The organism is Pseudoalteromonas sp. MMG033 (assembly GCF_057197785.1).
The window spans coordinates 530,751-548,821 of sequence record NZ_JBXVAL010000002.1 but is presented as its reverse complement, the minus strand read 5'-3'; the positions used below and the strand labels follow the sequence as shown (position 1 = coordinate 548,821).

Annotated in this window: 1 protein-coding gene (only partly in view); it reads right to left on the bottom strand. The window is 44.6% G+C overall.

The features are described from left to right. Nucleotides 1-18,071, bottom strand: the 5' portion of a protein-coding gene (locus AC2CZC_RS23635; protein ID WP_484585704.1) for a non-ribosomal peptide synthase/polyketide synthase. It extends 6,034 nt beyond the left edge of the window; 18,071 of the gene's 24,105 nt are visible here — the first part of the coding sequence; its start codon is at nucleotides 18,069-18,071; the stop codon falls past the left edge of the window.

Genomic DNA, 18,071 nt, shown 5'->3' with positions numbered 1-18,071 from the left:
AACGTGAGACTCAATTGTGCAGTCAAATCAAAAGGCGTTGACATACGTTCGGTCAATGCTGCATGTAGGGCTGCCTCATCAGCGCATGACTGCCATGTCAGTGACAACGACTGTGCAAGCGGCGTTTGATAAGCATTATCATGCGCGTCATGGAGATAGACTGTTTTTAACACTGGGTGTCTATCTAATAAGAGATTGAACGCGGTCTCTAAATGCGACAGTTGTGCTGCTGGGTCGAGTTTGACCACCATCGGAATATGGTAGGCATCTGAGCCACCCGAGTATTGCTCGATGAACAGTAAACGCTCTTGGGCAAAAGACAGAGGCACCCGCGTTAGGGTCGTCTTTTCAATGGTGATGAGCGGCGCATCACTTAAGTTGGCAGCCAGCCCCGCCACCGTTTTATGTTCAAATAACTGCGCTAAGGGAATATCGACACCTAAGGTACGGCGGCTAAGCTGGGTAAGCTTAATCGCCATGATGGAATTGCCGCCAATATGGAAGAAATTATCGTATATCCCCACTTGCTCTAACTCTAAGGCGGTTTGCCATATTTCACATAAGCTGGCCTCTAGGTCATTTCTTGGCGCAACGTACTGCGCTTTGTCTACCAGTTCGGGCTCCGGCAGCGCTGCTTTGTCCAACTTCCCATTCACTGTCAGTGGGATCCCCGGGATCTCCATGATACTGCTTGGGAGCATGTAATCAGGTAACTGCTGGCGTAACTGTTCATGCAGCCCCTCAATCGAGAGCGTGACATCAGCTTGTGGTACCACATAAGCCGCAAGGTAATGACTTTGCGCTTGGCTACGTACGATAACGGCGGCATGTTGTACTCCGGCCAATGCACTCACCGCGCTTTCGACTTCACCAAGCTCAATGCGATGTCCGCGGATCTTCACTTGGTCATCAGTACGACTGATATAGACCAATTCGCCATCAGGGAGCCAGCGAACGATGTCACCGGTTCGGTATAAACGGGTATAGCCTTTGGCTTTGTCCGCCTCACTGGCAAAAGGATTATCGACAAAGCTGTGTGCGGTGAGTTCAGGGCGATTTAAGTAACCGCGTGCCAAACCTGCACCACCAATGTAAAGTTCACCAGGGCTACCCATTGGGGCTAACTCACCTCGGTCATCAAGCACATAAAAGCGTTTATTATCTAGCGGGTGGCCAATGGGTGCTTCCCCTGCGTGTGTATCAAAATGATAAGCACTGGCAAACACCACGGTTTCAGTTGGGCCATACACATGTATAAATTGAATGGCTTGGTATTGCTCGATGGCGCGCTGTACAAGTTGCACGTCAGCGGCTTCACCGCCAAACAAGACATTTTTCACATTGGTATTGTCTAACGCACCTGCTTTAACAAGTTGATTGAACAATGCGGTGGTGGTGAAGAACGTATCGATATTATGCTGACGTAATGCATCATTAAAGCGGGTCGTATCGAGTAAGGTGTCTTTACCGAACAAATGACAGCTTGCGCCTTGTAATAAGCTATAGAATGCATCAAACACAAAGCCATCAAATGAGTAAGGCGCTAAACTGGCGACTCGGTTGACACGATCACGATCCACATAGGCTTGGTTGAAGACAAATGCGGCAGCGGCTTCATGCTCCACCATGACCCCTTTGGGTTTTCCAGTGGTGCCCGAGGTATAAATCACATACGCCAAATCATGTGCCGCACTGTACGCCTCTACTGGTGCTGATGAGTGAGCTGCTGACCAAGCTGCAGAGGCACATACCATGGCGAGGTCGCCCTGCTCTAACCACTGTGCCAGTTGCGCTTGATGCTGAGGCTCCGTGACGATGAGCCCTGCGTTCGTATCTTCTAAAATATATTCAATGCGAGCATGAGGGTATTCTGGCGATAACGGCACATAGGCACCGCCGGCTTTGAGTATCGCTAAAATACTGACCACCATGTTCACGCTGCGCTCTTGGTATACCGCAATGAGGGTACCAGCTGCCAATGGTTGACCATGACAGGCTAAATACTGGGCTCTAATTTCTCGCGCTAGGCGGTTAGAAGCTTCATCCAATGCTTGGTAGCTGAGCTGTTCATCGTCACACACCAATGCAATCGCCTCAGGGGATTGTTGCGCTTGAGTACTGAACAACTGTGCCAGTGTTTGCGCCTGTGGATACGCCTTGTCTGTGTCATTCAACGTATTCAATAAGGTGTCGCGCTCTGTGTCACACAGCAGAGGAATATCACCCACTTGGGTATATTGGTCACTGACCAAGCCGGTTAGGACACGTTGATACAAGCGCAATAGACGTTCGATACTGTCAACGTCGAACAAGCTCATCGCATAGTTCAACTGGCCTGAAATGCTGGCCTGTCCATCGGTCATGACTAAGTTCAAATCAAACTTAGCTGGACTATATGCGTTCTCTTCATCGAGCTGATAAAGGGTTCCAAATGGTAGCTTATTGTCTGTCAGTAATTCACCACCAAAACGCTGCACACTGAACATCACTTGATAAATTGGGTGCCTTGCACTGTCTCGCTCGACCTCTAAAAGTTCAACCACCTGCTCAAAAGGCAGCTCTTGGTGCACTTTGGCACCGCTGACCACCTCATGGACTTGTGCAATGAAGTCTTCTAGGTGTTGTGTTTGGTCTACGTGTGTACGCAGTGCGAGGGAGTTTACAAAGAAGCCCACCAAGGATTGCGTCTGTGCATGATGGCGATTTTCCGAAGGCGTCCCTACTACGATGTCTCGTTGACCAGATAAAGCCGATAATGTCAGATAAAAGCCACTTAACAACACGGTATACACGGTTGTTTCATGTGTTTTGGCCAGCGCACGTAGTTGCGCTGACAGTTCACTATCTAAACTAAAGTGGTGATCTCGGCCTTTAAAATCCTGAACTTGAGGCCTGATCTTGTCTGTATACAAACGGAGCGGTTCAACCTCAGCCAACTGTTGTTGCCAGTATGATTGTAACTGCTCAAGGGTTTCCCCTTGTAAATAGCTGCGTTGCCATGCTGCGTAGTCGGCATAGAGAATATCTTGTGTTGGTAAGGAAATGGTTTGTCCGTCACAAAGGGCTTGGTAACACTGCATCAGTTCCTGCATAAAGATATCCAGTGACCAGCCATCAAAGGCAATGTGATGCCACATGATAAGGAGATATCGAGTGCCAGAAACTTCATAGCCTTGTAACGTGAGACTCAATTGTGCAGTCAAATCAAAAGGCGTTGACATACGTTCGGTCAATGCTGCATGTAGGGCTGCCTCATCAGCGCATGACTGCCATGTCAGTGACAACGACTGTGCAAGCGGCGTTTGATAAGCATTATCATGCGCGTCATGGAGATAGACTGTTTTTAACACTGGGTGTCTATCTAATAAGAGATTGAACGCGGTCTCTAAATGCGACAGTTGTGCTGCTGGGTCGAGTTTGACCACCATCGGAATATGGTAGGCATCTGAGCCACCCGAGTATTGCTCGATGAACAGTAAACGCTCTTGGGCAAAAGACAGAGGCACCCGCGTTAGGGTCGTCTTTTCAATGGTGATGAGCGGCGCATCACTTAAGTTGGCAGCCAGCCCCGCCACCGTTTTATGTTCAAATAACTGCGCTAAGGGAATATCGACACCTAAGGTACGGCGGCTAAGCTGAGTAAGCTTTATCGCCATGATGGAATTGCCGCCAATGTGGAAGAAATTATCGTATATCCCCACTTGCTCTAACTCTAAGGCGGTTTGCCATATTTCACACAAGCTCGCCTCTAGGTCATTTCTTGGCGCAACGTACTGCGCTTTGTCTACCAGTTCGGGCTCCGGCAGCGCTGCTTTGTCCAACTTCCCATTCACTGTCAGTGGGATCCCCGGGATCTCCATGATACTGCTTGGGAGCATGTAATCAGGTAACTGCTGGCGTAACTGTTCATGCAGCCCCTCAATCGAGAGCGTGACATCAGCTTGTGGTACCACATAAGCCGCAAGGTAATGACTTTGCGCTTGGCTACGTACGATAACGGCGGCATGTTGTACTCCGGCCAATGCACTCACCGCGCTTTCGACTTCACCAAGCTCAATGCGATGTCCGCGGATCTTCACTTGGTCATCAGTACGACTGATATAGACCAATTCGCCATCAGGGAGCCAGCGTACGATGTCACCGGTTCGGTATAAACGGGTATAGCCTTTGGCTTTGTCCGCCTCACTGGCAAAAGGATTATCGACAAAGCTGTGTGCGGTGAGTTCAGGGCGATTTAAGTAACCGCGTGCCAAACCTGCACCACCAATGTAAAGTTCACCAGGGCTACCCATTGGGGCTAACTCACCTCGGTCATCAAGCACATAAAAGCGTTTATTATCTAGCGGGTGGCCAATGGGTGCTTCCCCTGCGTGTGTATCAAAATGATAAGCACTGGCAAACACCACGGTTTCAGTTGGGCCATACACATGTATAAATTGAATGGCTTGGTATTGCTCGATGGCGCGCTGTACAAGTTGCACGTCAGCGGCTTCACCGCCAAACAAGACATTTTTCACATTGGTATTGTCTAACGCACCTGCTTTAACAAGTTGATTGAACAATGCGGTGGTGGTGAAGAACGTATCGATATTATGCTGACGTAATGCATCATTAAAGCGGGTCGTATCGAGTAAGGTGTCTTTACCGAACAAATGACAGCTTGCGCCTTGTAATAAGCTATAGAATGCATCAAACACAAAGCCATCAAATGAGTAAGGCGCTAGACTGGCGACTCGGTTGACACGAGCACGATCCACATAGGCTTGGTTGAAGACAAATGCGGCAGCGGCTTCATGCTCCACCATGACCCCTTTGGGTTTTCCAGTGGTGCCCGAGGTATAAATCACATACGCCAAATCATGTGCCGCACTGTACGCCTCTACTGGTGCTGATGAGTGAGCTGCTGACCAAGCTGCAGAGGCACATACCATGGCGAGGTCGCCCTGCTCTAACCACTGTGCCAGTTGCGCTTGATGCTGAGGCTCCGTGACGATGAGCCCTGCGTTCGTATCTTCTAAAATATATTCAATGCGAGCATGAGGGTATTCTGGCGATAACGGCACATAGGCACCGCCGGCTTTGAGTATCGCTAAAATACTGACCACCATGTTCACGCTGCGCTCTTGGTATACCGCAATGAGGGTACCAGCTGCCAATGGTTGACCATGACAGGCTAAATACTGGGCTCTAATTTCTCGCGCTAGGCGGTTAGAAGCTTCATCCAATGCTTGGTAGCTGAGCTGTTCATCGTCACACACCAATGCAATCGCCTCAGGGGATTGTTGCGCTTGAGTACTGAACAACTGTGCCAGTGTTTGCGCCTGTGGATACGCCTTGTCTGTGTCATTCAACGTATTCAATAAGGTGTCGCGCTCTGTGTCACACAGCAGAGGAATATCACCCACTTGGGTATATTGGTCACTGACCAAGCCGGTTAGGACACGTTGATACAAGCGCAATAGACGTTCGATACTGTCAACGTCGAACAAGCTCATCGCATAGTTCAACTGGCCTGAAATGCTGGCCTGTCCATCGGTCATGACTAAGTTCAAATCAAACTTAGCTGGACTATATGCGTTCTCTTCATCGAGCTGATAAAGGGTTCCAAATGGTAGCTTATTGTCTGTCAGTAATTCACCACCAAAACGCTGCACACTGAACATCACTTGATAAATTGGGTGCCTTGCACTGTCTCGCTCGACCTCTAAAAGTTCAACCACCTGCTCAAAAGGCAGCTCTTGGTGCACTTTGGCACCGCTGACCACCTCATGGACTTGTGCAATGAAGTCTTCTAGGTGTTGTGTTTGGTCTACGTGTGTACGCAGTGCGAGGGAGTTTACAAAGAAGCCCACCAAGGATTGCGTCTGTGCATGATGGCGATTTTCCGAAGGCGTCCCTACTACGATGTCTCGTTGACCAGATAAAGCCGATAATGTCAGATAAAAGCCACTTAACAACACGGTATACACGGTTGTTTCATGTGTTTTGGCCAGCGCACGTAGTTGCGCTGACAGTTCACTATCTAAACTAAAGTGGTGATCTCGGCCTTTAAAATCCTGAACTTGAGGCCTGATCTTGTCTGTATACAAACGGAGCGGTTCAACCTCAGCCAACTGTTGTTGCCAGTATGATTGTAACTGCTCAAGGGTCTCCCCTTGTAAATAGCTGCGTTGCCATGCTGCGTAGTCGGCATACACAATATCTTGTGCTGGCAATGAAATGGTTTGTCCGTCACAAAGGGCTTGGTAACACTGCATCAGTTCCTGCATAAAGATATCCAGTGACCAGCCATCAAAGGCAATGTGATGCCACATGATAAGGAGATATCGAGCGCCAGAAACTTCATAGCCTTGTAACGTGAGACTCAATTGTGCAGTCAAATCAAAAGGCGTTGACATACGTTCGGTCAATGCTGCATGTAGGGCTGCCTCATCAGCGCATGACTGCCATGTCAGTGACAACGACTGTGCAAGCGGCGTTTGATAAGCATTATCATGCGCGTCATGGAGATAGACTGTTTTTAACACTGGGTGTCTATCTAATAAGAGATTGAACGCGGTCTCTAAATGCGACAGTTGTGCTGCTGGGTCGAGTTTGACCACCATCGGAATATGGTAGGCATCTGAGCCACCCGAGTATTGCTCGATGAACAGTAAACGCTCTTGTGCAAAAGACAGAGGCACCCGCGTTAGGGTCGTCTTTTCAATGGTGATGAGCGGCGCATCACTTAAGTTGGCAGCCAGCCCCGCCACCGTTTTATGTTCAAATAACTGCGCTAAGGGAATATCGACACCTAAGGTACGGCGGCTAAGCTGGGTAAGCTTAATCGCCATGATGGAATTGCCGCCAATATGGAAGAAATTATCGTATATCCCCACTTGCTCTAACTCTAAGGCGGTTTGCCATATTTCACATAAGCTGGCCTCTAGGTCATTTCTTGGCGCAACGTACTGCGCTTTGTCTACCAGTTCGGGCTCCGGCAGCGCTGCTTTGTCCAACTTCCCATTCACTGTCAGTGGGATCCCCGGGATCTCCATAATGCTGCTTGGGAGCATGTAATCAGGTAACTGCTGGCGTAACTGTTCATGCAGCCCCTCAATCGAGAGCGTGACATCAGCTTGTGGTACCACATAAGCCGCAAGGTAATGACTTTGCGCTTGGCTACGTACGATAACGGCGGCATGTTGTACTCCGGCCAATGCACTCACCGCGCTTTCGACTTCACCAAGCTCAATGCGATGTCCGCGGATCTTCACTTGGTCATCAGTACGACTGATATAGACCAATTCGCCATCAGGGAGCCAGCGAACTATGTCACCGGTTCGGTATAAGCGGGTATAGCCTTTGGCTTTGTCCGCCTCACTGGCAAAAGGATTATCGACAAAGCTGTGTGCGGTGAGTTCAGGGCGATTTAAGTAACCGCGTGCTAAGCCTGCTCCCCCAATATAAAGTTCACCAGGGCTACCCATTGGGGCTAACTCACCTCGGTCATCAAGCACATAAAAGCGTTTATTATCTAGCGGGTGGCCAATGGGTGCTTCCCCTGCGTGTGTATCAAAATGATAAGCACTGGCAAACACCACGGTTTCAGTTGGGCCATACACATGTATAAATTGAATGGCTTGGTATTGCTCGATGGCGCGCTGTACAAGTTGCACGTCAGCGGCTTCACCGCCAAACAAGACATTTTTCACATTGGTATTGTCTAACGCACCTGCTTTAACAAGTTGATTGAACAATGCGGTGGTGGTGAAGAACGTATCGATATTATGCTGACGTAATGCATCATTAAAGCGGGTCGTATCGAGTAAGGTGTCTTTACCGAACAAATGACAGCTTGCGCCTTGTAATAAGCTATAGAATGCATCAAACACAAAGCCATCAAATGAGTAAGGCGCTAAACTGGCGACTCGGTTGACACGATCACGATCCACATAGGCTTGGTTGAAGACAAATGCGGCAGCGGCTTCATGCTCCACCATGACCCCTTTGGGTTTTCCAGTGGTGCCCGAGGTATAAATCACATACGCCAAATCATGTGCCGCACTGTACGCCTCTACTGGTGCTGATGAGTGAGCTGCTGACCAAGCTGCAGAGGCACATACCATGGCGAGGTCGCCCTGCTCTAACCACTGTGCCAGTTGCGCTTGATGCTGAGGCTCCGTGACGATGAGCCCTGCGTTCGTATCTTCTAAAATATATTCAATGCGAGCATGAGGGTATTCTGGCGATAACGGCACATAGGCACCGCCGGCTTTGAGTATCGCTAAAATACTGACCACCATGTTCACGCTGCGCTCTTGGTATACCGCAATGAGGGTACCAGCTGCCAATGGTTGACCATGACAGGCTAAATACTGGGCTCTAATTTCTCGCGCTAGGCGGTTAGAAGCTTCATCCAATGCTTGGTAGCTGAGCTGTTCATCGTCACACACCAATGCAATCGCCTCAGGGGATTGTTGCGCTTGAGTACTGAACAACTGTGCCAGTGTTTGCGCCTGTGGATACGCCTTGTCTGTGTCATTCAACGTATTCAATAAGGTGTCGCGCTCTGTGTCACACAGCAGAGGAATATCACCCACTTGGGTATATTGGTCACTGACCAAGCCGGTTAGGACACGTTGATACAAGCGCAATAGACGTTCGATACTGTCAACGTCGAACAAGCTCACTGCATAGTTCAACTGGCCTGCGATACTGGTTTGCCCATCGGTCATGACTAAGTTCAAATCAAACTTAGCTGGACTATTGACTGTGTTAGGCAGTGGAATTGTTGACCAAGGTAGATTGCTATTCTTTTGAGGCGTATCGTTAAAACTGTCCAACGAAAACATGACTTGAAAAATAGGGTGGCTAGAGGTGTCCCGTTCTACATCTAATGCGTCAACAATTTTTTCAAATGGCAGATCTTGATTCTCTTTACCTCGAGTAAGTAAGCCGTGGACACGATTAATTAATGTTTCAATTTTATCGCTTGTTTGTGCACAAATTCTCAACGGTAGAGCATTAACGAAAAAACCTATCAAAGACTGAATTTGGCTATGGTCACGATTGTCAGAGGGTGTACCAATGACAATGTCTTTTTGTGCTGTCAACGCCGATAATGTTAAATAGAAGCCACTCAGTAACACAGCATAGAGGGTAGTTTCATTGCTTTGAGCAAACCCTCTTAATAATTCTGATAAGTCAGCGTCTAATTCAAACTTAATATCATTACCACGATAATCGAAATGATTTGGCCTTTTATAGTCAATAATCAAGTTAAGCGGTTCATAACCGTTTAACTGCTCTTTCCAGTAGCCCAGTAATCTATCTAATGTATCACCACTCACTAAATCTCGTTGCCAAATTGCATAATCACTATAGTCAATTGATAGTTCTGGCAATTGGGCAGATTGACCTTCAACTAAGCTTGTGTATGCCTGCGCAACTTCGTTCATAAATAACTCAATTGACCAACCATCAAAAGCAATGTGATGCCAGACAATAAGAATATAATCCTGTTCTTTTGCAGATATACAGTGCACCCGGACACTTAGGTCACTCTGAAGATCAAAAGACTGTGCACTTAGTTGAGAAACATAATGATCTAATTCGTTGCAGGTTATTTGCTTTTCTATACTGATAGTTAGACGTTTATTTAACTTATATTGATAGAATTCACCTTCTTTATTTTCACGATAGACCGTTCTTAGGACATCATGTCTGGTGACGATCATATTGACCGCTTCTTCTAATAATCCAATATCAACATTGCTGTTCAACTTTGCCAAATATGGGATATGGTAGGTATCTTCACCTTCGTTAAAGCGTTCAATAAACCAAAGTCTTTCTTGAGCAAATGATAACGGCGGAAATTCTACACTCGCACGGCTAATTCTATTAATCGAATCGCTGTTCAAAAAAGGTACGATTTTAGCGATTGTTTTCTTTTCAAATAGCAGAGGTAATGGGATATCAACATTAAGCTCGCGTCGACATTCAAATCCTAGTTTTAGTGCTTTTATAGAGTTTCCGCCGATTTGAAAGAAGTTATCATTAATTCCAACTTTTGGAAGCTCCAATGCTCTTTGCCAAACTAAGCACAACAGCCTTTCCAACTCATTTCTTGGCGCTGTGTCGTTTTCGTTAGAAACGACTTTTATCTTTGGAAGTGCCTTCTTATCAAGTTTACCGTTGATAGTTAATGGAATTTGCGGTAATTGCATTATTCCATTTGGAATCATATGTTCAGGAAGCGTATTGGCTAGTTCAGTTTGAACAGAATCAGGGTTAATATCTTTCTTAGCTACAATATAGCCGCATAAAAAGTCATTTTCGTCCAGTACCACAGCAGCTTGTTCAACTTCAGGGATCGATATCAATGCAGACTCAATTTCCCCTAGTTCGATACGATATCCACGAACCTTAATTTGATCGTCATTGCGCCCAAGAAATTGTAACCGGCCATCAGGCAGCCAGCGAACAATATCTCCAGTTTTATACAGCAGCTCATCTTTGTTTGTTGGAGTTGTAGTATGTTTGTAAGGATTCTTAATAAATCGTTCAGTGGTAAGATCCGGTAAATTCAAATATCCTTGTGCTAACCCTGCCCCTCCAATGAATAATTCTCCAGGAACATTGATGGGTGATAATCCGAGGTCAGGCTGCAATACATATACTTTGACACCAGCCAAAGGTCGACCTATAACGCCTTGCTCTTGAACGTTGGTTACTTGATGAAAAGTTGCTTCGCCGGTTTCGGTTGGGCCATAGTAATTAAGTACTACAGTTTTTGTGAAATCAATTGATAGAAGCTGTTCTTTAGTGAGATTTTCACCGCTAAAATAGATCCTTTCTAAAGGCTTTTGATTGTTACATAAAGACAAATATGCATTAAATTGCGAAGGTACAAAATGCGCAGCGTTAATGGGTTCTGAACTGCACAAACTATCAATTTCTTGTGGATCAAAACTTGATTTAGTGATGTAGACTGTAGCACCAACTGTTAAGTGACTAAATAAATCAGATACTGATACATCAAAGATATAATTGGTTTTAAATAGGTAGTGATTTTGCGCTGAATTGCTCAACTCTGCTATACAGGCATTTCTTTGTGTACTTGCACCATGAGAGATCTTAACCCCTTTCGGAGTGCCAGTAGTGCCAGATGTATAGATTACATAAGCTAAATCATCAATAGCGCAAAGCTGGTCTAGATTTTGTCTATTACTAACGTCTAAAAAGTCAACTTTATCGACTTCTAATACATGACAACAAAGCCTAGTGTCTGCTAAATCTTTTTCTAACTTTTCGCTAAACCAACTTTGGCTAAGTAATATAGAAGCTTGCGTGTCCTTTAATACAAATTGTATTCTATTTGTTGTTTGTTCTGGCGCAATCGGTACATAGGCTGCACCTGCTTTGAGCACTGCAAGTATACTAATAACCATTTCTAAACTACGGTCTAAATACAAAGCCACAAATTGATTTGGCTCTAAAGGAGCAGCATTACGAGAAATGAACTCAGTTCTAATTCTATGAGCAAGTATATTAGCTCGACTGTTTAACTCTTCGTAACTTAAAGTTTGACCATTAAAAACTAGTGCGGTTTTGTTCGGTGTTTTATTAACTTGCTCTTCGAATGCTTCATAAAGGGTATGCTCGATAAAAGCAGGCTCTTCTGAATGATTCCATACATTTAAAAGCTTAGTTACATCTAAATTTGACAAATAGTTGATTTGACCAATGTTGGGTACGGTATTGCTTACAAACTCTTGTAAAATTTGTTGATACGAATTGACTATGTGCTCAATACGTTCAGGTTTGAAGAGACTGACCGCATAATTAAACCCACCAGTGATAATGTGGTTATCATCATTTAAAAATAAATCCAGATCAAACTTCGCGGGACTAAAGCTTTCCAACATTGAATGTGTTTCAAATGCAACAGGAAATAAACTGTTGTTATTTTGAGTAAATTGTTCTAATCGGAAATAAGCTTGGAATATTGGGTGTTTAGCTGGATCACGCTTGATATCTAAAGTGTTTACTATCTGCTCAAATGGCATCTCTTGATGTATTTTAGCCTGTGTCACGGTTTGGTGAACCTTTTGTATCAACGCGCTGACACTGTCGCTAAAATCAATGTGTGCTCTTAAAGGTAATGAGTTTACAAAAAAGCCTACTAAAGACTGAATTTGAGCCTGTGCTCTGTTTTCTGAAGGGGTACCTACAATGATGTCCTGTTGTCCACTGTAGCGAGCCAGTGTTATGTAAAAAGCACTGAGTAAAACCGTGTACAATGTCGTGGACTGGTTTTTAGCCATTGTCCGTAACTTAGACGATAACTCTACATCTATAGTGAAAAGGTGATTCCTTCCGGTATAGTCAAATTGTTTAGGCCGCGGATAATCTATCGGTAATTCAAGTTCCTCAAAGTCACCTAGATAATCGTGCCAATATGCTTGCAAGTTATCAAAATAACTGCCTTGCAGCTTATCTTTTTGCCATATTGCATAGTCTATATAACGGAGTGTCGGCTCAGTTTGCTCAATAGGTAAAGAATCTTTGATAGAAACATATGCTTTTTCTAAAGCCTCCATAAATATATTTACTGACCAGCCATCAAACGCGATATGATGCCAAAGAAACAGCACGTAACGATGAGCTTTTAACTGGAAATAATTTACTCTAATGCTCGGTTCTTTCCCCAGTTCAAAAGGCGTTTCAATAACCTGTCTGATAGCCTGTTGAAGTTCATTGTGCTCCTCAATATTATGAGTTTTAATGTTTACGTCGACATCAACAATTTGTTGGAATGGGTTACCAAGCTCATCTTCCAAATACACCGTCGTTAAAATAGGATGCTGCCTAATAACAATGTTGATTGCTTGCTGAAGAGTTTCTAAGTCAAAGGTATCGTCTAATTCAATTAAATTAGGGATGTGGTAAGCGTGACTTCCATTTTCAAACTTTTCTATAAATAACAAACTTTCTTGTGCAAAAGATAAAGGTGCACGAGTTAAAGTTGTCTTTTCAATATTGTTTAATGGCTCTTTGTTTAGGTTTGACGCAATTCCTGCAACCGTTTTATGCTCGAACAGCAGTGCTAAGGGAATATCCAGATTTAATATACGTCGGCTTATTTGAGAGAGCTTAATCGCCATGATGGAGTTGCCACCAATACGGAAGAAATTGTCGTATATCCCCACTTGATCTATTTCTAATGCTGTTTGCCATACCTTACAAAGGCTTGCTTCAAAGTCATTTCTAGGCGCAACATATTGATAATTTTCCACCAATTCGGGCTCTGGTAATGCAGCTTTATCTACTTTTCCATTTACCGTTAATGGAATTTTGTCTACTTCTATTAAGTTACTTGGCACCATATAATCTGGCAAAGATGTGCGTAACTGTTTTTCAATGGTCTCAATTGACAACAACTGGTTCTTGTCAGTGACAAAGTAAGCGACTAAAAATTGGGTGCTATGTTTTGTTACATCAAACACAACTGCTTGTTTTATTCCCTCCAAAGACATAAGAGCATTAGTAATTTCATCCAGCTCAACTCTAAACCCTCTGATTTTTATTTGATCATCAATGCGGCCAATATAATCAAGCTCACCATTGGGTAGCCAGCAGGCTAGATCTCCGGTTCTGTATATTCGTTTACTACTGCCTACTATGGCTTCATCGTAATATGGGTTTTCTATAAATTTAGCAGCTGTTAATGTCTCACGTTTGAGATATCCTCTTGCAACACCAGCGCCACCTATGTACAACTCTCCGGCGACGCCATTTGGTACCAACCTTTGTTGTTCATCAAGAACGTATAAACTTACATTACTGATTGGCCCACCAATGGTTACTTTATCCATTACATCCAACTGTTTTATCGTTGCACATATTGAAGATTCAGTGGGTCCGTATGCGTTGTAAAAACATACGTTATGAGCCCATTTTTGTATCAGCGCCTCGTCGCACACTTCTCCACCAACAGTGACATGGGTTACGCTTGGCACACTCTTTGGTTCAAGCATTTTCAGCATAGATGGAGTCATCATCAGGTGAGTAACTTTGTGTGTGTTTATTTGCTCAGATAAATCGGACGAATTATCTGACAAGCACAATTGCGCACCGCGACTTAGCGCCATAAATATCACCCAAGTAGCGGCATCAAAATTTAGAGAGGTGTTTTGGAAAAAGACACTATCATTATCAACACAAATAGCCTTGGCATTATCTATAACTGTGTTGATGACACCTTGATGCTCAATCAAAACACCTTTAGGTTTACCCGTCGTACCAGAGGTATAAATAACGTAAGCTAAGTCATTACCTTGTATAGGAAGTGTCAAATCGGTATTTGTGCAATCGCCCTCACACTCGTCAATACTTGTTAATATGGGCTCCAGTGCCATTTGAGAGGTTAATTCTTTAAGCTTTTCTAGGTGGATAGTCTGGGTTAAAACCATAGGAGCAGCAGTATCAGATAGCATAAATGATACACGCTGCTCTGGTAACTCTGCTGAAATTGGAACGTAAGCTCCCCCAGCTTTCAAAATGGCTAGCAGCCCCACAACCATGTCAATACTACGCTCTACATACAAACCAATAATGGTTTGTGCAGGCATCGGCTGAGAATGCTGATTGTGATAGTTGTCCCGTATATTATGAGCTAAACGATTTGCTTTTTCGTTTAATTCATAATAGCTAATGGATTCAGAGCCAAATATTACTGCGGCTTGGTTTGGTACCTCTAAGACTTGAGTCTCAAATAAAGAGTGAAGGCCGTTATGCTCTTTTTGTTCGCAATATGTATTATTGAAATCTACTAAAAGTTGCTGCTGTTCTTGCTTAGAAAGGAGTGGTATATCAATTAGTCGATCATATTTACCACTCACCATGGCTTTGAGTATGCGTGTATACAAGCTCAATAGTCGCTCAATAGTCTCGGCTTCAAACAAGCTCAGTGCATAGTTCAGCTGACCAGAAATACTCGCGTCAGCATCCGTTACAATTAAGCTCAAGTCAAACTTAGCTGGACTAAAAAGCTCCTCAGATTCAAGCCAGTTCATTTTTTCAAATAGTGAGGATGCATCACCAGTTATAGAATCACCAAAACTTTGCACACTGAACATCACTTGATAAATTGGGTGTCTTGCACGGTCTTGCTCGACGTCTAAGAGTTCGACTACCTGCTCAAAAGGCAGTTCTTGGTGAATTTTGGCTCCGCTGATCACCTCATGTACTTGTGCAATAAAGTCTTTTAGGCGCTGTGCTTCGTCTATTTGTGTGCGCAGTGCTAAGGAGTTCACAAAGAAGCCGACTAAGGATTGCGTTTGTGCATGGTGCCTATTCTCCGAAGGTGTACCTATAACTATATCGCGTTGGCCTGATAAAGCCGATAACGTCAAATAAAAGCCACTTAACAATACGGTATATAAAGTTGTTTCATGTGTTTTGGCCATTGCTCGTAGCTGGTCGGACAGTTCAGTGTTTAGGTTAAATCTGTGATCTCTACCTTTGAAATCTTGAACTTGAGGCCTGACTTTATCTGTATATAAGCGCAGCGGTTCAACGCCTGCCAACTGCTGTTGCCAATATGACTGTAATGGTTCTAAAGTGTCGCCTTGTAAGTAGGTTCGCTGCCATGCTGCGTAGTCGGCGTAGACAATCTCTTGTTCTGGCAATGATATCGCGTGCCCCTTACACAATGTGTAATAGCACTGTGCTAATTCCTGCATAAAGATATCAATTGACCAACCATCAAAGGCAATGTGATGCCACATGATAAGTAGATAGCGACAACCCAACATCTCATAACCATGTAACCTGAGGCTAGGCTGTGAACTCAAATCAAAAGGAGTCGATATATGCTCGGCTAATGTGGCATGTAGGTCTTCTTTATCTTCAAATGACTGCCATATCAGTGATAATGACTGTTCCAGCGGGGTTTGATAAGTATTGTCATGCTCATCATGGAGATACACCGTTTTTAATACCGGATGTCTATCCATCAAGATATTGAAGGCGGCTTCTAAATGAGAAACCTGTGTTTCAGGGGCCAGTTTGACCACCATAGGGATATGGTAGGCATCTGAACCACCAGAATACTGCTCGATGAAAAGTAGGCTCTCTTGTGCGAAAGATAGTGGAACCCGAGTTAGCTGTGTTTTTTCAATAATGATAAGCGGTGCATCATTTAGGTTCTCTGCCAACCCTGAAACTGTTTTATGTTCAAGCAACAGTGCTAATGGAATATCTACACCCAAGATACGACGGCTAAGCTGGTTAAGCTTAATCGCCATGATGGAATCTCCTCCAATATGAAAGAAGTTATCGTATATTCCCACTTGTTCCAATTCTAAGACCGATTGCCATACTTCACACAAGCCAGCCTCTAGGTCATTTCTTGGTGCGACATACTGAGATTTATCAACCAGTACTGGATCAGGTAAAGCAGCTTTGTCTAACTTACCATTTAGTGTCAGAGGTAGATTCTTGAGTTCCATAATACTACTTGGCAACATAAAACCGGGCAGCTGATCACGTAACTGTTCATGTAATCTCTCAATCGATATAGAAGCGCCTGGTTTTGATACGACATAGGCTGCAAGGTAGTGACTTTGCGCTTGGCGGCGCACAATGACCGCACTCTGTTGTACTCCATCTAAAGCACTCACCGCGTTTTCAACTTCACCTAGCTCAATACGATGTCCACGGATCTTAACCTGGTCATCATTACGGCTGATATACTCTAATTCTCCACTGGGTAGCCAGCGCACAATATCCCCGCTTCTGTACAAACGGGTATAGCCTTTGTCTTTGTCAGCTTCACTGGCAAAAGGGTTATCGACAAAATGCTGCGCAGTGAGTTCGGGGCGATTCAAATACCCGTGCGCCAGACCTGCACCACCAATGTAAAGTTCACCGGGACTGCCGACGGGAGCTAACTCTCCCTTTTCATCCAGCACATACACTTTACGGGTATTAATGGGTTTGCCTATCGGAACCGAGTTGCCTTGTTTACCTTCACAGCGATGAACCGTGGTGAAGGTGGTACTTTCTGTTGGTCCATATCCGTTAAGAATGTATAGAGGCCTAACATCCTGTAGCGCTAAACGTTCTATTAAATGCGGCGTGAGGGCTTCACCTCCCACTAACAGATAGCGCAAGCTGCCAAACACATTTGGTGATTCTATATACAAAGTGTCAAATAAAGTTCGAGTTAGCCAAAGTACGCTAATAGCATGTTCAGTGAGGAGCTGTTCGACATAGTCAACAGTGAGAGGCGCTTTAGATGGCACGACGACTAACTTAGCGCCATGCAGTAACGCACCCCATATCTCAAAGGTTGCAGCATCAAAATTAGGCGATGACATGTGCACAAATACATCTTTGCTTGATAAGTCGACGTAGTCTGTATCTTTAAGCAAAGAAACAACGCCTTGGTGTGGGATCATCACCCCTTTGGGTTGACCTGTTGTGCCCGAGGTGTAAATTACATACGCCAAATCTTGAGCGGTGCTGTATGAGTCTAATGGCTCAATAGAATGAGTTGATGACCATGCCGCGGATGCTGACACCAATGCCATATTGTCACAGTCTATCCACTGTGTCAGTTGCGTTTGATAGTGCGATTCGGTGATGATTATTCCAGTGTTAGTATCATCTAAAATGTATTTAATTCGAGCGTCCGGATATTCAGGTGATAACGGCACATAGGCACCGCCCGCTTTGAGTATCGCTAAAATACTGACCACCATGTTCACGCTGCGCTCTTGGTATACTGCGATGAGGGTGCCAGCTGTCAATGGTTGACCATGACAGGCTAAATACTGAGCTCTAATTTCTCGGGCTAGGCGGTTAGAGGCTTCATCTAATGCTTGGTAACTAAGCTTCTGATGCTCATAGACTAAAGCGATAGCTTCTGGGTATAGCTTTACTTGTTCGTTGAACAATTCCGCCAGTGTCTGATCATGCGGGTATGCATTGTCTGTGTCATTCCACTCACATACTTGCTTCAGGTAATTCTCATCAACAGAGGTGGCTATCGTCTGATTTATATTGTTTTTTTTATTTTGCAT